Source organism: Bifidobacterium sp. wkB344, assembly GCF_003688305.1.
Classification (GTDB): Bacteria; Actinomycetota; Actinomycetes; order Actinomycetales; family Bifidobacteriaceae; genus Bombiscardovia; species Bombiscardovia mizhiensis.
Genome location: NZ_NPOQ01000009.1, coordinates 342,052 through 367,087, shown reverse-complemented (window position 1 = coordinate 367,087; position 25,036 = coordinate 342,052). Strand labels below are relative to the sequence as shown.

Here is a 25,036-nt window from a genome sequence, read left to right as displayed (position 1 = left end):
GATGACTCTGCCAGCCCTGCGACGACCCACCCCGGCCAGGGGCACGACCATTCGCCTGCTGGTAGCGCTTGCTGCGGTGCTCATCCTCGAACTGGGAGTATTCAATCTGGCCCATTGGCAGTCGCTGATGGGCTCCACGTCAAACTCTCCGGCACAGACTACGGCCGATGCCCACTCCCCACTAGGTCGGCTGGGACCAGGGCTGTCCCCTCTGCCGGACGGGGGACTGAAAGTCACCGATCCGGCTGGCGCCTGGGTGGATGTCCCTGTCGTCGACGGACAGGCATCCTTTGTTCAGGCCCATATGGCAGAGGATGTCGAGGGTTCATTCCTGTCGCAGATCCATGTACGTCTGGACCTGCGCCCGGCCGGCGGCAAGGGATGGATCCAGGGCACCCGAGGGCTGATCTGCCCCGGTCAGGCCCGTAGCCACTACCTGCGCGTCCGCGGAAAACCCAGCGGCGCCCGGATACAGGCCATGCGCCTGTGGATACAGGAGCCCATCGGTTCCCGGCTGGAACTGACAGGAGTGACCCCAGCCAAGGTGGTCCCCCTGGACTTCAACTTGGCGCGGATACTGATGCTGACCTGTCTGTCGGTACTGATCCTGGGCTACCTGCCCGGCTCGATCCTCTGGCGGACCCGGTTGGATACAGGCTCGGTGAGCCAACGTCTGGTCCTGGCCCTGATTCTGGCCCCACTGGCAGCCTGGTCCTGCTGGAACATCCAGCATGATCTGTCCACCTTCACCCCCATGGCCTACCACCAGCCGCATGCCTACGTCTACGACTTCAACCAGTACGATCACGTGGCCCAGGCACTTCTTCATGGACGACCCTGGCTGGATCTGGGCCAGGCGCCGGGTCTGGCCAAGGCGGCCAACCCCTTTGACATACCCACCCGCAACGCACTTCTGGCCCAGGACCAACAACCCATATATTGGGACTACGTCTACCGGGACGGCCACTGGTACTCCTACTTCGGTGTCCTGCCGGTACTGCTGCTCTTCCTGCCCTATCGAGTGATAACCAGCCTGGTGCATCCAGGCGGCTATGCCCTGCCCACCAGTTCGGCTGCAGCCCTGCTGGTTGCGGCGGCCACTGTCATGACGACTCTGGCCACCATCCGCCTGCTGGCCCGCTGGTTCCCTCGGGTCAACTTGGCCGTGGTCGGCATGGCCCTTATGACCATGCTGGGAGGATCCGGCATAGTCTACCTCTGGTGCCGCCGGAACTTCTATACGATTCCCTTCGATGCCTCCTTACTGGCGGTTATGACTGGACTCTGGCTCTGGATGGGGGCCAGACGGGTCCAGCGACAGACTGTGGACGCTGCTGAACATCCGAGTCGTCGGTCAACACGTATGTGGACCATAGAAGACGGGAACCACTCCTGGCATCTGTCCCGAACCCGGCTCTTTTGGGGATCGCTGTCAGTGGCTGCCACCCTGGGTTGCCGACCCACCTTCCTGGCCGCCGGTCTATTGGCACTACCCCTATTTGCCCAGGAAATAAAGGCAGTGTTCAGTACTCTGTTCACGCGTGGAAGCCATCCTGAGGGCCTGTCCCGGGGGCGGGCGCTGTCCCTGCTGGTCTGCGGCCTCTTGCCGGTCCTCCTGGTGGCCGCCCCCCTGCTCTGGTACAACCGATGGCGCTTCGGATCCCTGTTGGACTTCGGCAACCGGTATCAGATGACCGTCCTGGACCTGACCAACTATCATCCCGGTACCCAAGGCCTACTTCAGATCTTTGGCTACTACCTGTTACAGCCATTGACTAGTCTGCCGATCTTCCCCTACCTGCAATTCTCCCCGGCTCCCATGCGGATCTGGCACTTCACCGAACCTGGCCTGGGAGGGCTCCTGGTCACCGCCCCGGTACTATTGCTGGCCATCGCCCTTATCGCCCTGCCCCGAGTGCGAAAAGACTTGCAGCGCCGGGGATGGATGCCCACCTTGATCCTGGCCCTGGCCCTGGCGGCTTTGGTCATGGCCGCAGACTCCTATATTGGCGGATTCTCAGTGCGCTACACCATCGATTTCGCCTGGCTGATCTGCCTGGCCGCCGTGGTGATTATGGCCACTGCATCCTCAATATACGAAGATGGCCACTCCACAGAGGGAGCGGCCATCATGAGCCTGCTGACACTGGCCTGTCTGGCTGGACTGGTTCTGACCTTGGCCAACGCCATGGTCCTGCTGGAACACTTCGACTCCAGTCAGGCCATGAATGTGGCTGTCTGGTTCCTAGGACCCTGAGCCCAACCTACTGCAGCATCAGGAGTCCAGACCCTGTTGCTTGAGGGCCTCGTGATACCGGTCGACCATGTCGGCCACGATGCCATTGCCATCGCCACCCGACAGGGTGATGACCGAGGCTAGAGGCATGGTGTCGAAAAGCTGGGCCGTATTGGGATCGTCAGGCAGCGGTATACCATCCTGCTCGATACGATCGCGCAGGATGGGCCCGCCGATCGAATTCTCGCGCCACTCAGCCATGGTCGATTCGGCATTCAACGGAATGAACCTGCCGTCGCCGTCCACCTGCAGATCCTGCTCCGCAACCAGATCACGGCTGGAAGTGCCTACCTGGATGCGGTAGGTGCCCGCCTCCACATGCCAGACATCCATGGTCGTGGACCAGTAGGCGAAGTCACGCTCAGTCAGGTCCAGGCTCACCCGTCGGGACTGCCCGGCCTTCAGGAAGACCTTGGCGAAGGCCTTAAGCTCGTGGCTGGGCCGATTCACCCGGCTGGCACAGGGGACCACATAGACCTGCACGGTCTGAGCGCCGTCCACCTGCGAGGTGTTGGTCACGGTCACCTCCACCCGCGCCGAGTTGGCTCCGGTCTTGGTCACCGTAACCTGGTCCAGTGCAAAGTCGGCATAGGACAGTCCGAAGCCGAAGGGGAAAGCCACCGGACGCTGGAAGGTGTCGTAATAGCGATATCCCACGTAGACGCCCTCGCCATAACGGGAGTGTCCTTCCTCGCCGGGGAAGGAGGTGATGGTGGGGTTGTCCTCCAGCCGGACCGGAATGGTTTCAGGCAGATGGCCCGAGGGGTTGGCGGCACCGGTCAGCACATCTACCACGGCGCGTCCACCCTCCTGACCCAGCAGCCAGGTCTCCAGCAGGCCCTTGGTCTTGTCCATCCAGTCGGCAACCGTCACCACGGCACCATTGGAGAGGACGACGACCACACGATCGTTGACCTCGGAGACAGCCTTGAGCAGAGCCACCTGCTTGTCGGGAAGATCCATGCTGGTGCGGTCAAAGCCTTCAGACTCGGCATCTTCAGGCAGTCCCAGGAAGAGCACCACAGTGTCGGCTCCGCGCGCAGCCTCAAGTGCCTGCTGGGTCAGAGCCGGATCCTGCTCCTTGTCGTCAAACGTGAACCCGGGCGCGAAGTCCACATTCATTCCAGCCTCTTTGAAGCCATCCAGAGCCGAGGAGACCTCGGTGGGCGTGATGTGCGAGGAGCCTCCGCCCTGGTAGCGCGGAGTCCGGGCGAATTCGCCGATAACGGCGACCTTCTTCTGGTGGTCGAGAGGAAGAATCCGATCTTCGTTGCGCAAGAGGACGATGGACTCCTGAGCCGCTCGACGAGCCATGTCGTTGTGCGCCTGAACATCGTAGCGATACCCCTGCTGCGACATGGCCGGACGGGCCTTGTCGATCAGGTCCAGGATCCCCTGGGCCATCCTATCCAGTTGCTTCTTGTCCAACTTGCCAGCCTGCACGGCCTGAACCACCTGGTCATCAGTGTGGGAGGGCGGCATCTCCAGATTGAGCCCGGCCTGCAGGGCATTGACCCTGTTGTGGACGGCCCCCCAGTCGGACATGACCATGCCCTGGTAGCCCCACTCGCCGCGCAGAACCTCCGTCAACAGCCAGCGGTTCTCCGAGCTGAAGACCCCGTTGAGCTTGTTGTAAGCACACATGATGGTCCAGGGCTTGGCATTCCTGACCACGTATTCAAAGGCCGGCAGATAGATCTCGCGCAAGGTGCGCTCGTCCACGTCAGAGCTGACCCTGAGCCTGTCGGTCTCCTGGTTGTTGGCTGCAAAGTGTTTCAGAGAGGTTCCCACACCCTTGGACTGGACCCCTTCGACCAGACCAGCGGCTTCATGCCCAGCCAGGACCGGGTCCTCCGAGTAAAACTCGAAGTTGCGGCCGCCCAGCGGACTACGCTTGATGTTGATGCCGGGGCCCAGAATCACGGCCACCCTCTCCTGGATGCACTCTTCACCCATGGCCTGGCCCACCTGGTAGGTCAGATCAGGATTCCATGAGGAGGCCAACCCAGCGGTCGGAGGGAAGCAGGTGGCCGGAACCGATCCGTAGACGTCGGAGCCAGTAGCCTTGCGCAGGCCGTAAGGGCCATCGGTGATCATATAGCCTTCATAGCCCTTGTCGGGAAGTCCCTGCAGGTGCCAGGAGTCGGATCCCGAGGTCAGCGAGGCCTCCTCTTGCAGATCCAAATCCTTGGCTTTGGTATGCGATTTTTCCGTCATGTCTATTTTCCTTTCGGATTCGATTGGCCGGGCCGCTGCTCAGCACAGGTCCGGATTACAGGTTTTCAGACTCACTTGACCTTGCGGATCATCATGATGAAGAAGGTCCCCGCCAGCAGGCAGACGATGGCAACGGGGAAGATCATCCTGTAGCCACCAAAGACACCGATGACCAGGGTGGTGCACCCGGGGGCGATCACCTGACCTATGGTATTGGCTAGGTTGAGGATGCCCAGGTCCTTGCCGGCCTCCTTGGCATTCGGCAGCACATCGACATTCAGCGCCTGGTCCACTGACATATAGCAACCGTTGCCGATTCCAGCCAAGGCGGCATAAATGTACATGCCCGTTGCGGTCGGCATCAGGAAGGGGAAAACCATCCCGAGAGCAATGATCAGACAGCTGATGGCCACAATCACCTTCCTCTTCTGCAGGAAGTCCGAGAGAGGGCCTGAGACCACAGCGGCCAGGATGGTGGTGATTACCGAGAGCAGAGCCATGATCTTGAGTGTGGATGCAGCCTGGTCGTCACTCAAACGGCAGTACTTCTGCAGAATGTAGAGTTGGTAGCCCTGGATCATGTAACATCCGACGATGAAAGTGAACCTGCCCAGCAGCGCCATGTAGAAGTCCCGGCTGTTCTTGGTGGGCGGTATGAAGGACCGGCCGACGTCAGCCCAAGTCCGCTCCACGACTGTGTTTGCAGCTGACTTCTCGCGCGGCCAGATCAGCACGGTGAGGATTCCGGAGAAGAGGAAGATGATCATGCCGACTATCAGGCCCGTGCGGATGTTGGCTATGAACGAGCTGCCGATGATGTTTCCCAGTTGCTGGCCGACCACCTGGCTGGCACCATACAGAGCCGAGTAGGTTCCCCTGGTCGATTCGGGAATCCTGTCTGAGAGGACCGCCACAGCCGGGGCTATCAGGCAGTTGATGCCCACCTGGACGATGCACCAGCCAAAGATGATCATGAAAAGGGTATGCGACTGGATGATCATCAGAAAACCGAGGGCACCGATAATACCGCCCAGCACGATCCAGGGGGTGCGTTTGCCGACGCGGAACCTGGACATATCCGAGAGAGCACCGAAAACAACGTTGGCCACCAAGGCGAATACGCAGCCAATCGAATTCATCGTCCCTAGGGCCGCTTCGGCGCTGACCCCGTGCAGGGTATTGAAGATCTGAGGCAGAAGAACCCCTGAACCCATGGAAAAGGGCGCGGCCCAGAGCAGAGATACCAGGGCGAACCCAATGGCGAAACGGACCTTCTCCTTGCTGTTGAGCTTTCTGCCAGTATCCGGAGCCAGGCTCGTATCCACGCCTTGGTCTGCGACGGCACCTCCGGTCTCATCTACAGAAACCATGGCTTTGATGTCCTCTCCGACTCGAGCACCAACCCCCTCGACCGGGTCTTCCCTTCGATCCTTGTTTCCGTTCCCCATCGTTACTGCTCCTTCGTGTGCAACATTGCAATCAGTGGCTCATCATTGAGCCCCACCAATCTCCCCCTTCCATGACGGGTGATTATTCCGCACTTATTATCGGAGCAAACCAGGCAAGAGGAGGGTTTTCATCACAACATTTCTTCAATAGCTGAGACGACTGAGTCCACATTTCGGCGGAATTCCAAGGTTTCCGGCAAGAGTGACAGGGCCAGATATCCGTTGCCTGGCATGTCGAAAAAGTATCCGGGCTGGCCAGTCAACCCGTAGGACCCAATCAGACGGAGAATCAGTTCCTCCTCGTCAATGACCTCGGGGAAGCGCAACAGAACGTTCCAGCCCCCCTCGGGTCTGAGCAGAGAGACACAGGACTCCTTTTGGCCCAATAGTTGTCTAAGGGTTTCAAGATTGCGCCTGACACGCTCCCCCACTCGGCTGGTCTGACTGGGAATACTTGCCAGCATGGATTCCATATCCTTGCTGATCAGCAGACTCATGGGCAGATAATCGTCGGCTATCAGGTCAAGATGGCGCTTCGCCTCGACAACCTGATCGGCTGGCCCGGAAACCTGGATCCAGCCCACCTTGGCGTGGGGAGCTGCCAGGCTCTTCGAGAACCCGTCCAAGGCGAAGGTCAGCACCCGATCCTCACCAGCCAACCGGGCACGACCCGGCAGAGGATCCAGAGGATAGTCGAAAAAGACCTCGTCCGCTATGATCGCCACCCCATGCCGTTGGCAGAGATCCAGCAGTGACTGACGTTCTTCAGGATGAATGTAGGAGCCCGTGGGATTGTTGGGGTTGATGAGAACCAGGGCACGAATACGGTCGCCATCCGGTCCCTCCAAGGCCTGCCTGACCGTGGCCAGGTCAAGGACCCAGGATCCGTCGTAAGACAGGCGGTATGGGATTGTCCGAACGCACTCCAGTCCGGCGATGGATTCTATGAGAGGATATCCAGGCCTGGGTTCCAGAATGGCGTCACCCGGATCGCAGAGAAGCTTCATCAGCCAGGAATAAGCCTGGGATGTGGAGGAGAGCAGGTAGAGGTCATCAGGATTGACCTCTGCAGCGCCCTCATTCTCGTCCAATTCTTGACGGCTGGTCAGAAACTCAGCCAGGGCCTGACGGGCCTTACGAGCCCCTCTGGGTTCAGCCTCATAGACTTGGGGTAGGAATGACGGGGCCAGACCGAAACGGGTGGGGTTTGAATCATTCAGCCTGCCCAGCTTGAGACCCTGGGAGCGTGCTTCCGACTCGGCCAGAGCAATGCGATTGGGGCGGTCAGACCCTGTACGGTGAGAAAAATGCACGGTTTCTCAGCTCCTCATCCGATCCAGCAGTGGCCAGAACGCCCCAAACAGGTCGGTCGCAGGAAAAGCCCTGCTTCACCCCAGGTGCTTTTGCCGAAGGTCAGCCAGATAGGCGGCACCCACAATGCCAGCCTGGTTGCGCAGCTTGGCAGCCACGATGGGGGTCTTGATGTCGATGTGAGGCAGGAACTTCTCGCTCATCCGACTGACACCGCCGCCGACGACGAAGAAATCGGGATTGAAGTAGTGCTCGAGCAGTCGATAGTACTTGGTCAGACGGTTGGCCCACTTCTTATAGCTCAGCTTCTTGCGGTCACGCACCGAAGAGGCTGCGTACTTCTCTGCGTCCTTGCCGTCCAGCGTCAGGTGGCCCAGCTCACTGTTGGGGATCAGAACGCCGTTGTATATCAGAGCCGTGCCGATGCCGGTGCCCAGTGTAGTGGCGATGACCAGACCCTTCTGTCCCTTGGCCGCCCCATACTGCACCTCGGCAAGGCCAGCTGCATCCGCGTCGTTGACAACGCTGACGGGCCTGCCGCAAGCCTTGGAAAGAACCTCCTGAACATTGGTGCCCACCCAGGCCTGGTCCAGGTTGGCCATGAAATCAAGCGGCTTATCAGGCTTGACGGGTGCTGGAAAGGCGATGCCTACAGGCACGTCCGAGGAAACCTCGAAGCGATCCAGGAGCTCTTTGACGACAACACCCACAGCCTCCGGCGTGGAGTGCTCCGGAGTGAGAATTTTCTTGCGAGGCTCGGCAAAATCACCGATTGTCAGGTCAACAGGGGCAGCCTTGATACCGGATCCACCTATATCCACTCCGAAAGCCTGCGCTGTTTCAATCATTGCTGCTCCTTAGCTGATCAAAGATGAGGGTCCGAACCGGCACGGTAGTGATTGTACCCCAAGGCATGCCTCTGCAGCCCTTGGGAGCGGTATAAGCCAGACCAAGCGCGGCCCTTCCACTTGGCTTGTGCCACTACCTGCAGGAAGAATAATTGGGTGGGATAATGAGATTATGACCGAACATACACAGCTTATTGACGCAGTCAACGTGCGCATCACCACCAGAGAATACGACCCCAAGCCCATCGATTCCGACCTGGCCAGGCAGCTGAGCAGCACCCTGAACGCTCTGAACACGTTGAGCGGTCTGGACATGCAGCTGGTTCTGGGCAAGCCCGATGCCTTTGCGGCCGACAACGCTTCCGGCCACCTGGCCAATGCGGCCAACTACCTGGCCCTGGTCGGACCCAAGGATGATCAGGAGAGCCTGGAGAAAGCCGGCTTTTACGGCGAGCGCATGGTTCTTGCCGCCACCCTGTACGGACTGGGGACAGGATGGGTGTCGGGCAGCTGGGACCGTCAGGCAGCCGAACGCCACTGCCGGATTACCCCCAGTCAGTCGCTCTATCTGGTGGTCACCATCGGCTATCCGGCCGACCAGATCGGCTACGGCAACCAGGACTTCGCCATGCTTTGCCAACGCCAAGCCGAACATCGAACATCCAAGAGCTATGAGGAACTGACCTCAGCCATGAGCGCGCAGGACCGCCAGGATGCACCGGAATGGTTCAAGTCCGGCGTTGCAGCTGCCGCCAAGGCACCTTCGGCCATGAACGGACAGCCCGTGGTTTTCGCCTGGGACAAGGACTCAGGCGATGCGATCGCCACTTTGGATCCCTCGGTCGCCTACGGATCCGCGGTCGATCTGGGCATAGCCAAAATGAACTTCCAGATTGGCGCCGGCGGCGGCACTTGGACCTGGGGCGACGGGGGCCGGTTCATCAGGTCCTGACCATGGATGTGCCCTAGTGCCCCGGCAAGGGGGCCGTGTAGGGTGATGAACTATGAACAATGGAGCATCATCATCACAATCCGCCGCTGAACCGAGCACTGAAGCAGGTTCGACAACCCTTTACCTGACCCGTCACGGCAGAACGACGGCCAATGTCATGCATCTGATGCAGGGCTGGTCCGATTTCCCCCTGACCAGGCAAGGCCGCGAGGACGTGCGCCAGTTCGGCCGGGGTCTGCGGCCCATTCGTTTCCGGGCGGCCTGGAGTGGCAATCTGAGCCGCCAATACGAAACGGCCCGCCTGGCCCTTGACATGTCAGGCAACGGGGACCTACCCGTGGGCGTGGATCCCGACCTGCGTGAAGACAATTTCGGCAGTTTCGAGGGCCGGGACGAGCGCACCACTCTGGACCAGGTCTGCGCCGCCATGGGTTTTAAGGACTTCGTTACGGCCAAGGCAACCTACGGCAGGAACATCTCCGTCCATATGCAGGACACCTTCCATCAGCTGGATGCCCAGGACGTCCTTTCCGCCGGACTTGAGGAACAGGATCGGGCTGAGACCACCGCCCAGGTCCGCAGCAGGATGATCGCGGTGTTGACGCGCATCGCCCAGTCTGCCATCGAAGAGGGTGGCGGACCTGTCCTGGTGGTTTCCTCGGGCATGTGCCTGCAACAGTTCCTGGTGGCCATCGATGACCATTGCCCCATCCCTGATATGGACAACACCGCTGTCACCAAGGTCGTCTACCAGGATGGCGGTTTCCATCTGGCAGGGCCTATCGGTTCCATGGAGCACTTCCAGGCAGGAAGTCAGGAAAAGTAGCAGGCAGAACTTTCAGGCGCCCTGTATTTTCCCGGCTGGTTGGCCCTTGAGGGGCTCCATGGGTCGCCAGTCGGGATCATGCAATATCTGGCGCGAATCCACCCATCCCTTCAGGATGGCAGGGATACCAGTCATGATGTGACTGCGATCAACAGCCAGAAGGCGGATGATTTCCTTGAGAGCTGTTGCCAGGGTTCCTAGAGCGAAAGCCAGAGGCCGATAGTCCCCATGGACCATGAAATACCTGGCCATAAAGCCCCGGTTGCGCATGATGTGGTAACGATTCATATCCGAGGTGGAATTGAGCTGGCGCACCCCGGCAATGTTCCAGTTGGCGATGTTGCGAGTCCGACGCATGACTACATCGGATACGACCACAGGCTGTGTGACCTTGGATGCCAAATACCCATAGATGGTGTCATCCCAATAGATGAAGAAGCGCGGGTCAGGCAGACCGATTTGCTCCACAACCTGCCGGGAGAAGAACCCTCCTTCAAAGCACATGGTGTTCATGGGCCGACAGCCCGATGGGCCGAACTCCCCCGGTGCTATCGGGTCTGGAATGCCCAAGGCGGTAAGAAAATGATACTGCCAGTAAAATGGTCCGCCATCATAATCCAGCCGGGAACCCTGCACCACCTGATAGCGGTCACTCCACTTAGCCAGCAGGTCAAGTCCTTCAGGTTCTACTGCAACATCATCATCCATGACCCAGAACCACTTGGCCCCCAGCTCGTATGCCTTGCGCACGCCAGCGGAGAAGCCTCCCGCGCCGCCGCCATTGTGGTCTTGTGGCAGATAAACGACACGCTCCTGATTGCCGGAGCCGTCGATGATGGTCCTGCCCCAACGTCCTGTCACACGTTCAGAAAACTGCTCGACCATGGTTCGCGTGTCTGCCGAATTCTCGTTATCCACCACCACGATCCGCCAGGGGGCCTGGGTGAGCTGGAGAATCGAATCGAACAGGCCTGTCAGCAATTCCTGACGCTTATAGGTTACGACGACCATGGCCGCCTTATTCAAGGTCTTTCCCATGCTCTCCATTGTGACACCGCCCCGCAACTTTGCTTACTGAAGCAAAATCCTCCTAGTAGGTTCAGCCTTCTTCCGCCTTCCTGGATCGCAGGCTGCACACCCAGGATGTGAACACCGCCACCAGCAGCAGAACCACAGTCACCAGAAGGAACCGGCCGACGGGCACGGGGGTCAGAGCCATAGACATGCCAGCCTGGACAAAACTCAAGGCAATACAGCCCTCGACAATGGCGATCCCCAGCAGCGCCATCACTGCACCGCCCGCCACATCGGTCAGTGTCTCCATCACTCCCGACCAGGCTAATGACCTCCAGGCCACCCCGATCTGATTGAGCCGCTGGTTCTGCCGCTTGCGCTCCCAAGCCGAAATGGCGATGGACTGCATCATGAAAATTAGGGCAAGAATGGTCCCGCCGACGATCATGACCGTCATGGCCGTCTGCCCGGACAGGCCTCGTTGAATGAAGTCATCTATATACTCCTGCCTGGTCCGCACCGCGAAATCGCCCTGAAGGCCACTCTTCAGACGGGAGGTAATCCCGTGCGCATCAGTTGGATTGACAGCCGATATGGGAATGATCGTATGTGCGTCTTCACCCAATTGAGGCAGGTCACCCTCCGCCGTCAGAAACAGAGGATAGTTATTGCCTGCAGATAGTTCTGGAATGCCCTCAGGCGACTGAACAAGGGCAACGACCCGCACCTGATGCAGTTGATCATGGCGATCAAGAAGACGAACGGTGTCGCCTATGGAATAGGAGGAATCCTGATTCACAGCGACGCGGTCTGAACCGAGATCAGACGAATTCCCCTGGACAAAGGAGAAATGAATGCTCGGCGAACTCTGAACTTTCTGACCCTGCAGTTGCTCGGCAGGTTCCCATACCACCGTTGCCGTCTGGCCCGCTGATCCTTCCATAGCCCATTGCTGAGTCTGGTAGGCAACAAAGTCTCGAACCTCAGGCATCCCACCGATCAGATCGGATGGGTTGCGGTTTTGGGCATCCGAATCAAGGGAAGTAGCCATAACATCGGCCTTCAGCGGATATAGGCTCAGAACCGCCCCTCCGATGGAGCCAGCCTGCATGGCGGCTACAAGGGAGATGATGATGGTCAGGATCATCATGGCTGGGAGGGCTATAGCGGTTGAGCCTGCGCTCTCCTTTCGAGCACGCTGCAGGGCCAGAAGACCTGGCCCCCCGGCAGCCTTCGCCGGGATCAGACCAATGACCGACACAGTCAGGACAACCAGGATCGGAGCCGCCAAATAGACCGTAGTGATGACAAGAATGACCTCGAGCATAATACGCAGGTCCTGGGTCATAGAAGGCAGTGGGGCGAACCCGACCACCAAGGTCAGGATCAGGAAGACCAAGGCTGCCGAAGAACGAATCCATCCGATCCGCTTGGTTTTGTCACTGGTCTCCGTCATGAGCTGGAGCGGAGCTGCCCCGCCCACCTTGCGCATAGCCATCCATACTCCTAACAGGCAGGCGACCATCATCATGATGAAGGTGACCACTGCAATGGAAGGTCGAATCCGCGGTGTGAAAACCATGCCACTGTCGCTGAACTCGGCAGAGCGCGCGTAAAACCGTCCAACTGGTATGGTCAGGAGAGATCCGACCAGGCAGCCAATGAGATTCGAGAGGGCCAGGGGGATCGAGAATTCCAAGATACCTATGATCAGGATCCTCCTGCGCGAGGCTCCGTTCAACCGCATCATTGCATACTCGCGTCGGCGTTCCTGAATCAGAAAAGTGACCGACGAGAGGACCAAAAAGACCGACACCAGCAGGCAGCAAGCCAGCGCCGGAATAGTGACCATGGAGAGATTTGAATAAGGTACCTTGGCTTGGAGACGCTGGTAGGTGTTCAACCTATTCAGATCGCCGATATTGTCAAATGACTTTCCCGCTTGGTAGACCTGCATGGTCGAAGAGGTCAGCAGGGATGCCAGGAAGGTGGATAGACCCATGACCGCGTACGATGCTCGATGCTTCCTGATCAGGGACAAGACCAAGGAGAACAGGGTCGGTCGACTGATTGAGGAGAATGCATGCAGGGAATCCCGTCCGGGAACTTCTCCTCTTCCTGCTTGGCCTTTACGCGCATGCATCATCGTCCTACCCCCTGGCCGACCTGAGTCATGCTGGTCAGGTGAGCGGACAGCTGCTCGGCCGTATATCCTTGGCATATCGAATGCACTGTGCCGTCCACCAAGAAGACCGTGCGCTGCGCCCAAGCCGCCACATTGGGGTCATGGGTCACCATGAGCACGGTCCGTCCGCTCTCCACCAAGGTCGAAAGGGCATCCAGAACCATTTCCGAGCTGCGCGTATCAAGTGCCCCGGTGGGCTCGTCCGCGAAAATCATATCTGGCTGGGCGACCAGCGCTCTGGCAATGGCCACGCGTTGCCTTTGACCGCCAGATATGTCAGACGGATATTGCTGCGCATACCCATCTAGATCCAAAATCTTCAAGGCCTGCAGCGATTGGGCGACACCAACTTTGGGACCGCCGAAGAGCTGGGGCAGCATGACGTTCTGCAAGCAGGTGAAGGCTTCGACCAGGTTGTAATCCTGAAAAACGAAACCGATATGGTCGCGGCGCATCCTGGTTAGGGCGGACTCCTTCATCCTGGCTATGTTCTGGCCGGCTATCTCGACCGATCCCTGCTGTACTGGCAAGAGCCCCGAGGCGCAATAAAGCAAGGTGGTTTTCCCCGCTCCGGAAGGACCCATAACTGCGGTCCAAGATCCTGCCGAGCATTCCAGGCTGATTTGATCTATTCCAGCTTCACCAGCCTTGTAGTGGAAGGACACCTCCTCCATTTTCAGTGGCAGTTCATTCATTGATCTTCCTTTCATTCAGGTCGCCTAGGCAACAAAGCCTTCTGGCCGACCACCAGCAAAGACAAAGGGTCAAAACCAACAGTCCCAGGATTAGGTAGAGCTCAATGCCGGGCAATGGCACAATCCGAGTCACCACACTGCCAATACAGCATGGATCCACGAGAAGCCAGACGACAAAGACATGAACGGCCAGCAACACCACCGGAACTGCAAGCAAGACCAAGCGCGTGTAGGTCCTGCAGTGCATGGAAATCCAGAGAACCAAGAGAAAAACAAGAAAGGCGGACCCCAGGCAGAGCAATACGAACACAGCCAGATACTCCCCCAAGGACCAGGTGAACCAAGGCAATGCATGTCCATCAAAAACCGGAAGATCCTGCAAACCCGCGATCTTGGGCACCCACATCAGGAATGATCCCGCTGCCACCATGAGCATCATCAGCAGGCCCGTACAGACCATGGCGAACACCTGCAGCCCAGGCAAGAAGCGTCCGGTCCGTGTCGTCAACTGCGTCTGCCGGACCCCATGGACCTGGTCTTTAACAAGGCGTGGGGCCACGACAACCAAGGCTGCCAGAAGCGGGACCAGATAGACTGAAAGTCTGAAGTTGCTCTGAGTGTAGTCCAGTAATTTAGGAGCGGCCAGGCCCATACCCGCCCTGCACTGTCCACTTAAGATGTCAAGCCGTTTCGTCACCGATTCGGGCAGTTCGATGCCATTACTACCGCCCTTATGCAACTGTTTCTCGGCTCTTGCAGTCAGGGCTTCCCGGTTGCATCCACGATAGGCATCCATGACATCATGGCAATGAGCAAGCCGACGATAGCTAGGCAAGGCATTGATGCGGCCGGTCAGTTTGCCCCGGTCTGTATTCAGTACTGAAGGATTTGTCCAGCGCGAGCCCTCGACCGAATCGACCAGGTCCCTGGCCAACTGATAATTCTTGACGCCCAGTTGAACAGCCTGAGGACCAAGTGCCATCAGATCTTTGGATACCACCGGTTCAAGTCTGTTAGCCTCACGCTTGAATCCAGCAATGGTGGACTGACTGACATACGGTCCGTAGCTAGCTAGGTCATGACGGGCTTCGTCAGTGGGAATTTGGTCATACATAGCTAGATTCATACAGAAAACGAATACAAGAGACAGACTGAGCACCACCCAAAAAGAGGTACCCAGAAGGTGCCGCATTTCGTTCCTGACCACCGTCCATCTCATTGAAGACATCCCTGGCAAGAAATAAGATTGCGAGCCCGATTCGGCGGAGTATGCTGCATCGCTACTCCTCGTCTCCGTAGATCACCAGGAAGGCATCCTCCAAGTTGGCAGGAACAGCCTGGCCCTGGGACGGCGACTCAGGTGAGTAAATTCTGAGCCGGGTCGCATCCCCGTCCAGCTCGTCCTCAAGGAGCAGCTGCCCCTGCCCTAAGCGATAATCCGCAGGAACCAGGAATATTTTGCCTTCCAGCCAGCGGCTTATCTGCCTTGGGGACTGGTTGCAGCAGATCTGTCCATCCTTAAGCATGATGACCCGGTCGGCGATGGTCTCCAGGTCAGAGACGATATGAGTGGATAGGATGACGATCCGGTCGCGCGAAAGGGCATGGACCAGGTTGCGGAAGCGGACACGTTCCCCAGGGTCCAAACCAGCGGTCGGCTCGTCCAAAATCATCAGTTCCGGGTCATTGATCATGGCCTGTGCCAGTCCCACGCGCTGAATCATGCCACCAGAGAGCGTCTTCATTTTCTGCTTGCCCTGGTTTTTAAGTCCCACGGTCTCCAGGAGATCTTTCACCAAGGGCTTGGCCCGTTTCCGGCCGATCCCCTGAAGGGCAGCTATGTAGGTCAAAAAATCCTCAGCGCTGTAGTCCGGGTAATAGCCGAATTTTTGGGGCAGATACCCTAGTAGTCCCCGATAGTCCTCGTCCATGACCATGATGTCTTGCCCGTTCCAGGTAATGCTTCCCGAATCCGGGCAAATCAGGGTGGCGATCATTTGGATCAGCGTGGTCTTGCCTGCTCCGTTAGGCGCGAGAAGCCCATGGACACCGGTTCCAATGGAGAGGCTCAGATCGTTGATAACCCGCTTGTTCCTGAAGCTCTTTGACACATGGTCCAAGTGCAGCACGAAACTCACCGTCCTTTCACACTAAACATGTAAGATTCCGCCCTCATGCCGTCGCCAGTCTTTTCATATGCCATGCTCGCTTTGACAGATGTGAGCCTACGCAGCGTCCATGCAGAACAAGCAGGAAGATCGTCAGAAGAACAAGGCCCGTCGCCAGGCTCAAGGCCGGCGGAATGGAGACAAGGATGGGGGCGGTGGCGAATCGAGTCAGATAAAGCATCATGCCGAGCACAATCCAAAATCCCAGAACCAGATAGACGGACAGTTCTCCACGCATATGCTCCTCTACCCAGATCTGCACCAGGGAAAAGAGAAAGAGGGAGGAGAAGCTGATCCCCAGAAGGGTCATGGTGGACAGCCCCGGATTGGTCGTCCACGCCAGCAAGACCGTAGCCAAGGATGAAATCATCATGCTGACCATGCCGAACAGAAGCATCCTGACTGCGGCTATCTGACGGAATGACCACCTGCAGGTTCTGATCAGATTCAGGGTATTCAGATTCCGTTCCTTGAGCACTACCAAAAGGTGCACCACCAGGAAAAGAGCAGGCGAGCAGACGAATATGGGGACAACCAGACCGAAGATTCTATCGACTCTGCTGGGCCAAGCAGTCTTCATGAAGGAGCCAAAGACGGTCGCCCAAACTGCCACAGTCAGAATCAAGCCGATAAAGACGCAGTCCCAGAGGCCAAAGAGCAGATTTCTCAGGCCTAGGGAACGGACCATGGCTACAAGGGTCCAGATCAGCCCAGGACGTCTTCCCATCCCTTTGCGGACAATCGTTTTTATGATTCGCTCGCGCATCCGGGAACTGCCGATCTGTGATTCAGCAAAATCATCGCGCTCAAGGTCGCTACCCTGAAGAGCCGCCAGAACGGGACGGATATCAGGTTCAGACCGATTCATGACCAAACTCCTTCCTCAAATTGTCCAAAAGTCGGTAATACCGAGCCTTGACCGTGTTTTCAGGCTCTCCGCAGGCCTCGGCAATCTGCGCGAACCCATAGCCGGCATACAGATGGAGACGCAAAACTGCCTGCGCCGGGACCGGGGCTTGTGAGATCTTGTCTTCAATCCGACCAACTAGGTCGTCCTTGAAGGTCTGGTCGGCGGGGTCGTCATGTTGATCGTGGCCGGATGCCACAAATACTTGTGCCTCCTGCCGCTGCCGCCTGCGACGGATCCGCCAGTAGTCAATAACCTTGTAGGTAGCGATGCGGTGGATCCAGGTACGGAAGCTGGACTTGTGCGAATCGTAGCTGCCCAAAGACCGCAGAATGGCAACAAAGGCATCCTGGGCAAGGTTCAGCGACTCCTCCTTATCGCCTACTTGAGCTCGGATGTAGGCCAGGATGTCGTCGTAGTACTTGCGAACTAGGTCATCGGCTGCGCGAAAGGATCTAGTTGTCAGTATGTTTCTGATCCATTCCAGGTCCTCTGCCTGGGATTGGCCACCATCAGCGTCTCCGTCACTGGTTTGTCTGACCAAGGCCGGATGCATAGCGTCATCCGCAGGCAGCAGATGGTCACCCATCCTCGCCATGCTCCAGCCTCCTTGCAGCATTGTGAACTTTCGACAACCTCATATTCGTTGTGCAGGCTGCAATAGTTGCATGGAAGGCGGTTTTATTTCCTTCCTGGCGTGTCTAGAAATGCACTAGCAGTGAGAAAGAATTGACCATTCCAAGGACCGCAGCTATATTGAAATCGTCAGTTTCAGGGAAGGTGAAAGTCCTTACTGGCGGTATCCGGCTGAATGCCGGGAGCCCGCGACCCGCGCAAGCGGTGGATATCGGTTCAAGTCCGAAGCCAACGGTTACAGTCCGGATGGAAGAAACGAGGCCCTCTATGAGCATGCCCAATTCTCATTCACATACCACTGCAAACAAGGACACGCGCTTCAACGATGTCCATTCCACAGGTGCAGGCGGTTCAGGACGCTGGTCGACCAAGCGGATCGCGGTTTACGCGCTCTTCGTAGCCCTGGCCATGGTTCTGAGCTTCTTCTCCTTCCCGATCTTTCCTGCCGCCCCGTGGCTCAAATACGACCCCTCAGGCATCGTCGTCCTGGTATGCGGCTTCGCATTCGGCCCAGCAGCTGCCGCCATCATCTCCATATTGGGATTCGTCCCACACCTGTTTACCAACCCCTTCGGCGCTCTAATCTCGATGATCGTGGCCCTGGCACTGAGCGTGCCGGCAGCCTTGGTCTACCGCAAGATGCACAGCCGTAAGGGAGCAGTCATCGGAATCGTCTCCGGCGCCATTCTGGGCGTGATCGCAGCCATCCTGTGCAACGTAGTGATCACACCCTTCTACGCGCACATGTCCATGGCCAAGGTAGTCGCCATGATCGTGCCCATCCTCCTGCCTTTCAACCTGATGAAGTTCGCCATCCACGGCGTGGTCACCTTCCTGATCTACAAGCCCATTTCCACGCTGATCAACAAGTAGGCCACGGCAGAACGTCATGGCAACATCCATGACCGAATCCACAGTCTCGGATTCTACGGCTTCAAAGGCAACGGTCGCCCGTCTCAGCCAGGTCTCCTTCTCCTATGATGGAGGACAGACCTGGGCCTTGGATCATCTGTCCATGGAAGTACATGCAGGTGAGCATCTGTGCATCCTAGGGGCGAATGGTTCCGGCAAATCCACCCTGGGAAGCATCCTCTCAGGTGCGACGGCACCCGACCACGGTCAGGTCGAGCTTATGGGCAGGGCAGTCTGTTCCGATAACCCGGATCAAGGCCGACAGATCGACGCTGAGGCCTACCGGCAGGCACGACGGAGCATCGGCATGGTCTTTCAAAACCCCGAAGACCAGATCGTGACCACCGTCGTCCAGGACGACGTGGCTTTCGGACCCGAGAATCTGGGCCTGCCCCGCCAAAAGATGCTCTCATGCGTGCCGGCGGCCCTGAAGCAAGTGGATCTGCAGGCGCGGATGAATGACGATCCCACTCGCATGTCTGGCGGACAGCAGCAACGACTGGCCCTAGCCGGCAGCCTTGCCATGAACCCAGGCATGATGGTACTGGACGAACCTGGAGCCATGCTCGATGCGGCCGGCCGACAGGAGATTCAATCGATCCTCTGCCGGCTGACAGCCCAGGGCACAGCTGTCGTCCATATCACCCATCTACTTGAACAGGCCAGACAGGCTGATCGAGTCCTCGTGCTTGACCATGGACGCATCGTGGCCTCCGGAAGACCCGATCAGATCCTGACCAGGCAGGATCTGCCTGCCCTTGTTGGCGAACCTGACCAAAATCGACCGACCCAAAACGGGGTATCAGATACGGACGCGAAGACCGCAGTCGATGACCACGCCGTTCCCATGGTCAAGTTGTCGGATGTCTCTTACAGTTTTCCGGATGCCGACAGCAAAGCCCTCAGCCAGGTGAATCTGGAGCTGGCGGCAGGACAGACCCTGGCCATTATCGGGCGCAACGGATCCGGCAAGTCCACCCTGGCCAGACTCATCTGTGCCCTGGCCGCTCCCGACAGCGGATCCATCCAGGTGGCCGGCCTTCCCCTGGCCGGGCCCGACAGACCCAAGGCCAAGCATCTGCGACGCCAGAATCTGAAGCTTCTGCGCCAAAGGGTCGGCTATGTCATGCAATACCCCGAACATCAGCTTTTTGCGGATACCGTAGCCCAGGACATCGCCTATGGTCCGCACAACCTAGGCTATGGACCCGAGCAGGTGCAGCAGCGGGTGGATGATGCCATGAAGCTTCTGGGCATCAGTGATCTGGCCGACCGCTCACCCTTCGAGCTCTCGGGGGGTCAGCGGCGCTTGGTAGCGATTGCCGGAGTCGTGGCCTGCAGCCCTCAACTGCTGGTTTTGGACGAGGCCACCGCCAGTCTCGATCCCCAGGCCTGCGCAGGCATCATACGGCTACTTCGAGTGCTCCACCAGCGTGGAGTCACTATCGTCATGAGCACTCACGCCGATCGGGAGGCCCTGGATCTGGCCGATCAGGCCCTGCTACTGGAGCATGGAAAAACGTTAGCCTATGGGCCTACTACTCAAGTCGTGGAGCGCTACCACCAACTGCTGGCAACAGACGCAACAGAGCAGGTAGCGGATCACACTCAAACCGACCAGAAACCCGTCTCCTTGCTGGCGAGGTTGGACCCGCGAGCCAAGATGGTCACTTTCCTCCTAGCCATGTTCACCGCTTTCGCCATCTCCACGCCAGCGCAACTTATTCTGGCTCTGGTGGTCACTGTCGGTCTCTTTGCCGCTGCCCGAGCTCCACTGCGTTCCATTTTGAACTCGGTCAAGGGTTTTCTGGCCCTCATGCTTCTGCTGGCCCTGTTCAATCTTTTGGTCACACAAACAGGCCGCAGACTGGCTGCCTGGGGTCCATTCGTGCTGACCACTGGCGGCATCTGGGTGGCTGTACTCTATGCCTGCCGCTTCATGCTGATCATCTTCCTGGGAGCGCTGTTGGTCGAGACCACCACCCCGACGCAGATGACCGATGCCTGTGAATCCCTCCTGAGTCCACTGTCCAGGCTGGGCATCCACACCAATGAGATCGCCCTGGTCCTCTCACTTGCTCTGCGTTTCATCCCCACACTGGGACGTGAGGTTCAGGCCATCGTGGAAGCCCAGGCCGCTCGCGGCGGATCCATCGAGTCTGGCTCGCTCTCACAACGCCTGCATGCAGCCATAGCCATCACGGTTCCCGTCTTCGCCGGAGCCCTTCGCCACGCTGACAACCTGAGCCGAGCCTTGGATGCCCGCTGCTATGAGGGCAGTCGCCAAGAGCGCACCCACTACCGCCTGCTGCAACTTGGCAGGATGGACATCCTGTTCATCGCTCTTATGGCTCTCTATCTCTTGGCCCTGCTGCTGCATCCCCTGTTCTGAGCAGCCAGGCCACATCAAGCGCTTACCCCGCTGTCCTTTCGGTTAACTAGGCCTTCTCCCATGCCTGGCCTAGGTGTTCCATCACGCAACTTCCTGAGTCGTCGTTTACTCGGCTACCCGAGTAAACGAGCCGTTGTGAATTGGAGGCTGACTCGGGAACGCTAGCGTCACTTACTGTCAATTTCACCGCAGACGTACGCTTGATATAAGAACATGATTAATCCCCTCGATGGACTCGTGAGGCAAAACGAATGCGGGGCTCACTCTGCCAATAGACGCCCTATATCCCAAACGATGCTTTAAGGACCATATTACAGAGATCACCATAAATTACTCTCGGCAGCACGAAATAAGAGGGGCTGGAGCACATGGACAGTGCTCCAGCCCCTCTTCAGTCAGCCGCGTCGGGCATTAACCCAGTGTCTCAGTCACTAGCAGGGGAACTCTGACCGGCCTGCTCAGAACCTTGACCATCCTGGCTCTGACTGTCGGTCTCACCTGCTGATGGCAGATCAGCGTCGGAAGCACCTACCGAAGCTCCGACCAGTTCGGACTTCTGGTCCTGCCCATCGGCAGAGCTGGCTGCATGACGAGGTCCCTCGAAGGGCTTGCCGGTAAAGGTGAACTCGCCGAGTATGCCCTCGCCTTCGGCGTCAACCTGAACGGATTCGTTGTCCGTAAGGTCGCCCATGAGGATCTTCTCGGAAACCGCATCCTCGATGTCCCGCTGGATGACGCGACGCAGAGGCCGGGCACCCAGGAGCGGATCGAACCCCTTCTCGGCCAGCAGGTCCTTGGCCTTGTCGGTCAGATCCAGGGACATATGACGCTCGAAGAGACGATCGTTGAGTTGCGCGATGTCCAGATCGACGATCTGACGGACCTGGGGCTCGGTCAGCTGCTGGAAGACAATGATGTCATCCAGGCGGTTCAGGAACTCAGGCCTGAACTGCTGCTTGAGCTCGCTGGTCACCTGATCCTTCATCCGCTGATAGGAGGTCTCGGTGTTGCCGCTCACGTTGAAGCCGGTGTTGGCCGCCTTGGCGATGTCGCGGGTTCCCAGGTTGGTGGTCAGGATGATGATGGTGTTCTTGAAGTCCACCATGCGACCCTGCCCATCAGTCAGATGGCCGTCGTCCAGCACCTGCAGAAGGGTGTTGAAGATGTCCGGGTGAGCCTTCTCGATCTCGTCGAAGAGGACCACCGAGAATGGCTTGCGCCTGACCTTCTCGGTCAACTCGCCGCCCTCTTCGTAACCCACGTACCCCGGAGGGGCGCCGAAGAGACGAGAGGTAGAGTACTTCTCCGAGAACTCGGACATATCCACCCGGATCAAGGCATCCTCATCGTCAAAGAGGAACTGGGCCAGAGCCTTGGCCAGCTCGGTCTTACCCACGCCGGTGGGACCGGCGAAGATGAAGGAACCTGCTGGACGCTTGGGGTCCTTGAGGCCCACACGGGTACGGCGGATGGAGCGGGACAGGGCGGAGACGGCCTCATCCTGGCCGATGATCCGCTTGTGCAGCTCCTTCTCCATACCCAGGAGCTTCTTGGACTCGGCCTGGGTCAGCTTGAAGACCGGGATGCCGGTGGTCGAGGAGACCACCTCGGCGATTACATCCTCGTCGACAACCATCTTGACGTCGGACTCGCCCTCGTGCCAGGCCTGCTCCTTCTCCTTGCGCTCGGCCTCCAGTTTCTCCTGGCTGTCGCGCAGCTGAGCGGCCTTCTCGAAGTCCTGATCCTTGATGGCCTGATCCTTCTGGGCGGAGATGCGATCCACCTTGGCGTCCAGCTCCTTGAGCTCCGGCGGAGCTGTCAGCCGCTTGATGCGCAGACGTGCGCCGGCCTCATCGATCAGATCAATAGCCTTGTCAGGCAGGTTCCTGTCCTGAATGTAGCGTGCAGAGAGCTCAGCGGCCGACTGCAGGGCCTTGTCAGTGATGGTGACGTGATGATGATGCTCGTAACGACCGCGCAGACCCTTGAGGATCTCGATGGTCTGGGCGATGGTGGGCTCGGAGACCTGAATGGGTTGGAAACGCCGCTCCAGAGCCGCATCCTTCTCAATGTACTTGCGGTACTCGTCGGTAGTGGTCGCTCCGATGGTCTGCAGCTCGCCGCGGGCCAGCAACGGCTTGAGCATGTCAGAGGCACCCAGAGCACCGTCGGCCGAACCCGCTCCAACGATGGTGTGAATCTCATCGATGAAGAGGATGATATCGCCCCGGGTCTTGATCTCCTTGAGCACCTTCTTCAGGCGCTCCTCGAAGTCGCCCCGGTAGCGTGAACCGGCCACCATGGAGCCCAGATCCAGCGAGTAGACCTGCTTGCCCTTGAGGGTCTCGGGAACATCGCCCTCATGAATCTTCTGCGCCAGGCCCTCGACCACGGCGGTCTTGCCCACGCCAGGTTCGCCGATCAGCACCGGGTTGTTCTTGGTCCTCCTGGAGAGGACGACCATGACCCGCTCGATCTCGTTGGCCCGGCCGATGACCGGATCCAGCTTGCCTTCAGCAGCCTCCTGGGTCAGGTTCCTGCCGAACTGGTCCAGGATGGCCGAACCGGTCTGTCCACCCTTGTTGGAAACGCCGCCGGCATTGGCCAGATCGCCCTTGCCAGCGTCGCCGCCCTCGTGGTTGCCGCGAATCATGTCAATAGTGGCGGTCCGCAGATCGCCCAAGTCCACACCCATCTTGATCAGCACCTGGGTGCCGACACCCTCACCCTCGCGGATGAGTCCCAGCAGGATGTGCTCGGTACCAATGTAAGAGTGACCCAACTGAAGCGCCTCGCGCAGTGACAGCTCCAGAACCTGACGGGCGTGCGGCGTAAATGGGATATGCCCATTGGGAACCGCATTGCCCTTACCGATCATCTCCTCAACCTGCTTGCGGGTGGCATCCAGTTCCACGCCCTTGGAGGCCAGGGCCTTGGCGGCAACACCGTCACCCTCCCTGATCAGGCCCAGGAGGAGGTGCTCGGTGCCGATATAATTGTGCTGCAGGGTGCGGGCCTCTTCCTGCGCCAGCACAATCACCCGCCGCGCACGGTCGGTAAACCGTTCGAACATACTTGTCCTTCCCTTTGATCCGTAATTCACTCTACAGATTTACGGTGACGTTTATTCTCGGCCCGCCGGCGATTGCGCTCTGAACGCAACGGGGCCTGGAATCAGTCCTCTGAGCCGTCTTCCGGCTGCATCTGCTCCATGAGTTCCACCTCAGGGCGCTCCTCGCGGGGCTTCTGCCTGACCACATCGATATGAAGATCGTCATAGGCCGGCTGGGACTGGACCCAGAGATGGGACTCCTCCTGGGGTTCGATCTCGGAATGCTCGCCGCAGCCATGATCCAGGGAGACCACGCGTCCGTCGTCCGGGCTCCAACGGTTGGCACATACACCAAACATGGTTCCAAGGTCACCTGCCAGCGGAATCATGAAGCCACAGGTCTCGCAGGCCTTGCCCTTGGCTGTACGGGTTGACAGGGACTTGGGGCCGTGCTGCCCCTCGTACCAGCGCTTGGCGGTGGCCGTCCTGGCCTCGGCGGTCATTACGTGTCGGCGGCTCAGAGCGAAGCGGTCGACAGCCTCATCCAAATCCGCGGAAGAGGTCTGTGCGCCGAGGGAAGCCTGATCCTCCGGTTCCTGCTCCTGAGCGTCTTTTTCTTCACCTGGGCGGCCTACCAGGTGAAAGACCACACCATCAGCATCAACCGAGGCTGGCTCCTTCTGGCCTTCTTCATTATCTTCAGGATTATTATCTTCAGGGTTCTGCTGTACTTCAGAATTCTGATGACCGGCTTGCGCAGGCTTGTATCCTGCTATCAGCCTGGGGTCGTCCGGCTCGGTTCCCATGACATCGGTCACGCTCAGATCCGAGGGTAGCAGGCGATCCTTCCAGGGAACCCATGCCGGGGGCTGCAGGGCCGCATCGGTAGGCACCAGAGAGGATTCATCCACAGTCCAGGTATCGGCATCCTCATCGCGGTAGAGGGTGACCGACCACTGCCAGCCCTCATAACCCTTGATGGCCGAGGCGAACCGGTAGTCCCAGACTCCGTCCCCAATCAAAGTGCGGCCGATCAGCCCACCGACCTCATCACTGTCGGCGGCCACGCTCAGAGCCACTCGCCTGGCCAGTTCCTCAGGATCCAGGTCCTCTTGAACCATCTATCACACCTTCATCATCAGTTGGACCGGATCAGGCCGATCCAGATCGGATTCTT

At 58.6% G+C, this 25,036-nt stretch carries 18 protein-coding genes and 1 riboswitch; of the genes, 5 read left to right on the top strand and 13 right to left on the bottom strand.

Annotation, left to right across the window (positions count from 1 at the left end; all coding sequences use genetic code 11):
- Nucleotide 1 precedes the first annotated feature (1 nt).
- Nucleotides 2-2,257, top strand: a complete 2,256-nt coding sequence (locus CI601_RS03095) for a hypothetical protein (RefSeq protein WP_121914234.1) — start codon at nucleotides 2-4, stop codon at nucleotides 2,255-2,257.
- Nucleotides 2,258-2,275: 18 nt separating this feature from the next.
- Here the strand turns inward: CI601_RS03095 and CI601_RS03090 are convergent, their stop codons facing one another.
- From CI601_RS03090 to ppgK, 4 genes are all read right to left on the bottom strand, one after another.
- Nucleotides 2,276-4,513: an exo-alpha-(1->6)-L-arabinopyranosidase gene (locus CI601_RS03090; protein WP_121914233.1), complete on the bottom strand. Its 2,238-nt coding sequence runs from the start codon at nucleotides 4,511-4,513 to the stop codon at nucleotides 2,276-2,278.
- Between the two features lie 71 nt (nucleotides 4,514-4,584).
- The gene (locus tag CI601_RS03085) at nucleotides 4,585-5,961 is read right to left on the bottom strand and encodes an MFS transporter (RefSeq protein ID WP_121914232.1); all 1,377 of its coding nucleotides are present in this window, start codon (nucleotides 5,959-5,961) and stop codon (nucleotides 4,585-4,587) included.
- Nucleotides 5,962-6,092: 131 nt separating this feature from the next.
- On the bottom strand, nucleotides 6,093-7,274 hold the full coding sequence (locus tag CI601_RS03080; RefSeq protein WP_121914231.1) for a pyridoxal phosphate-dependent aminotransferase: 1,182 nt from the start codon (nucleotides 7,272-7,274) through the stop codon (nucleotides 6,093-6,095).
- Between the two features lie 75 nt (nucleotides 7,275-7,349).
- Nucleotides 7,350-8,120 (bottom strand): polyphosphate--glucose phosphotransferase, encoded by a 771-nt coding sequence (ppgK, locus tag CI601_RS03075; protein WP_024626544.1) that lies wholly within the window; start codon nucleotides 8,118-8,120, stop codon nucleotides 7,350-7,352.
- 172 nt (nucleotides 8,121-8,292) lie between these two features.
- Between ppgK and CI601_RS03070 the strand changes: the two genes are divergently transcribed.
- Nucleotides 8,293-9,072, top strand: a complete 780-nt coding sequence (locus CI601_RS03070; protein WP_121914230.1) for a nitroreductase family protein — start codon at nucleotides 8,293-8,295, stop codon at nucleotides 9,070-9,072.
- 52 nt (nucleotides 9,073-9,124) lie between these two features.
- Nucleotides 9,125-9,898: a histidine phosphatase family protein gene (locus tag CI601_RS03065; RefSeq protein WP_121914229.1), complete on the top strand. Its 774-nt coding sequence runs from the start codon at nucleotides 9,125-9,127 to the stop codon at nucleotides 9,896-9,898.
- Nucleotides 9,899-9,910: 12 nt separating this feature from the next.
- On the opposite strand, the gene CI601_RS03060 is transcribed toward CI601_RS03065, so the two are convergent.
- The 7 genes from CI601_RS03060 to CI601_RS03030 all read right to left on the bottom strand — a co-directional run bounded on the left by CI601_RS03060 (nucleotide 9,911) and on the right by CI601_RS03030 (nucleotide 17,465).
- Nucleotides 9,911-10,945, bottom strand: a complete 1,035-nt coding sequence (locus tag CI601_RS03060) for a glycosyltransferase (RefSeq protein ID WP_121914228.1) — start codon at nucleotides 10,943-10,945, stop codon at nucleotides 9,911-9,913.
- A gap of 52 nt (nucleotides 10,946-10,997) precedes the next feature.
- Entirely contained in the window at nucleotides 10,998-12,914 is a 1,917-nt protein-coding gene (locus CI601_RS03055; protein WP_183129716.1) for an FtsX-like permease family protein, read from the bottom strand.
- A 140-nt stretch (nucleotides 12,915-13,054) separates the two neighbouring features.
- On the bottom strand, nucleotides 13,055-13,792 hold the full coding sequence (locus CI601_RS03050) for an ABC transporter ATP-binding protein (RefSeq protein ID WP_121914303.1): 738 nt from the start codon (nucleotides 13,790-13,792) through the stop codon (nucleotides 13,055-13,057).
- Nucleotides 13,785-14,999 (bottom strand): hypothetical protein, encoded by a 1,215-nt coding sequence (locus CI601_RS03045; protein ID WP_147437929.1) that lies wholly within the window; start codon nucleotides 14,997-14,999, stop codon nucleotides 13,785-13,787. Before CI601_RS03045 ends, CI601_RS03050 begins: the two co-directional genes overlap by 8 nt.
- Nucleotides 15,000-15,072: 73 nt before the next feature.
- On the bottom strand, nucleotides 15,073-15,930 hold the full coding sequence (locus CI601_RS03040; protein ID WP_259465292.1) for an ABC transporter ATP-binding protein: 858 nt from the start codon (nucleotides 15,928-15,930) through the stop codon (nucleotides 15,073-15,075).
- Between the two features lie 34 nt (nucleotides 15,931-15,964).
- Nucleotides 15,965-16,828 carry a hypothetical protein gene (locus CI601_RS03035; RefSeq protein WP_121914224.1) on the bottom strand — a complete coding sequence of 288 codons (864 nt, stop codon included), beginning with the start codon at nucleotides 16,826-16,828 and terminating at the stop codon, nucleotides 15,965-15,967.
- On the bottom strand, nucleotides 16,815-17,465 hold the full coding sequence (locus CI601_RS03030) for an RNA polymerase sigma factor (RefSeq protein ID WP_183129715.1): 651 nt from the start codon (nucleotides 17,463-17,465) through the stop codon (nucleotides 16,815-16,817). The genes CI601_RS03035 and CI601_RS03030 overlap by 14 nt, the downstream gene beginning before the upstream one ends.
- Before the next feature lie 165 nt (nucleotides 17,466-17,630).
- Nucleotides 17,631-17,765, top strand: a riboswitch (FMN riboswitch).
- 5 nt (nucleotides 17,766-17,770) lie between these two features.
- Between CI601_RS03030 and CI601_RS03025 the strand changes: the two genes are divergently transcribed.
- Together CI601_RS03025 and CI601_RS03020 are read left to right on the top strand one after the other, a co-directional pair.
- Entirely contained in the window at nucleotides 17,771-18,376 is a 606-nt protein-coding gene (locus CI601_RS03025; protein WP_081709191.1) for an ECF transporter S component, read from the top strand.
- A gap of 28 nt (nucleotides 18,377-18,404) precedes the next feature.
- Nucleotides 18,405-20,807, top strand: a complete 2,403-nt coding sequence (locus CI601_RS03020) for an energy-coupling factor transporter ATPase (protein WP_121914222.1) — start codon at nucleotides 18,405-18,407, stop codon at nucleotides 20,805-20,807.
- Between the two features lie 424 nt (nucleotides 20,808-21,231).
- Here the strand turns inward: CI601_RS03020 and CI601_RS03015 are convergent, their stop codons facing one another.
- Both CI601_RS03015 and CI601_RS03010 read right to left on the bottom strand, forming a co-directional pair.
- The gene (locus tag CI601_RS03015; RefSeq protein ID WP_121914221.1) at nucleotides 21,232-23,880 is read right to left on the bottom strand and encodes an ATP-dependent Clp protease ATP-binding subunit; all 2,649 of its coding nucleotides are present in this window, start codon (nucleotides 23,878-23,880) and stop codon (nucleotides 21,232-21,234) included.
- A gap of 101 nt (nucleotides 23,881-23,981) precedes the next feature.
- On the bottom strand, nucleotides 23,982-24,980 hold the full coding sequence (locus tag CI601_RS03010) for a DUF3027 domain-containing protein (RefSeq protein WP_121914220.1): 999 nt from the start codon (nucleotides 24,978-24,980) through the stop codon (nucleotides 23,982-23,984).
- Between the last annotated feature and the right edge of the window lie 56 nt (nucleotides 24,981-25,036).

Excerpts from the sequence above, each read along its gene's own strand:
- CI601_RS03025 (WP_081709191.1), top strand. The coding sequence starts at position 17,771 with ATGAGCATGCCCAATTCTCATTCACATACCACTGCAAACAAGGACACG.
- CI601_RS03090 (WP_121914233.1), bottom strand. The coding sequence starts at position 4,513 with ATGACGGAAAAATCGCATACCAAAGCCAAGGATTTGGATCTGCAAGAG.
- CI601_RS03030 (WP_183129715.1), bottom strand. The coding sequence starts at position 17,465 with ATGGCGAGGATGGGTGACCATCTGCTGCCTGCGGATGACGCTATGCAT.
- CI601_RS03010 (WP_121914220.1), bottom strand. The coding sequence starts at position 24,980 with ATGGTTCAAGAGGACCTGGATCCTGAGGAACTGGCCAGGCGAGTGGCT.
- CI601_RS03050 (WP_121914303.1), bottom strand. The coding sequence starts at position 13,792 with ATGAATGAACTGCCACTGAAAATGGAGGAGGTGTCCTTCCACTACAAG.
- CI601_RS03065 (WP_121914229.1), top strand. The coding sequence starts at position 9,125 with ATGAACAATGGAGCATCATCATCACAATCCGCCGCTGAACCGAGCACT.
- CI601_RS03020 (WP_121914222.1), top strand. The coding sequence starts at position 18,405 with ATGACCGAATCCACAGTCTCGGATTCTACGGCTTCAAAGGCAACGGTC.
- CI601_RS03070 (WP_121914230.1), top strand. The coding sequence starts at position 8,293 with ATGACCGAACATACACAGCTTATTGACGCAGTCAACGTGCGCATCACC.
- CI601_RS03015 (WP_121914221.1), bottom strand. The coding sequence starts at position 23,880 with ATGTTCGAACGGTTTACCGACCGTGCGCGGCGGGTGATTGTGCTGGCG.
- CI601_RS03060 (WP_121914228.1), bottom strand. The coding sequence starts at position 10,945 with ATGGAGAGCATGGGAAAGACCTTGAATAAGGCGGCCATGGTCGTCGTA.
- CI601_RS03085 (WP_121914232.1), bottom strand. The coding sequence starts at position 5,961 with ATGGGGAACGGAAACAAGGATCGAAGGGAAGACCCGGTCGAGGGGGTT.
- CI601_RS03035 (WP_121914224.1), bottom strand. The coding sequence starts at position 16,828 with ATGAATCGGTCTGAACCTGATATCCGTCCCGTTCTGGCGGCTCTTCAG.
- CI601_RS03055 (WP_183129716.1), bottom strand. The coding sequence starts at position 12,914 with ATGGGTCTATCCACCTTCCTGGCATCCCTGCTGACCTCTTCGACCATG.
- ppgK (WP_024626544.1), bottom strand. The coding sequence starts at position 8,120 with ATGATTGAAACAGCGCAGGCTTTCGGAGTGGATATAGGTGGATCCGGT.
- CI601_RS03095 (WP_121914234.1), top strand. The coding sequence starts at position 2 with ATGACTCTGCCAGCCCTGCGACGACCCACCCCGGCCAGGGGCACGACC.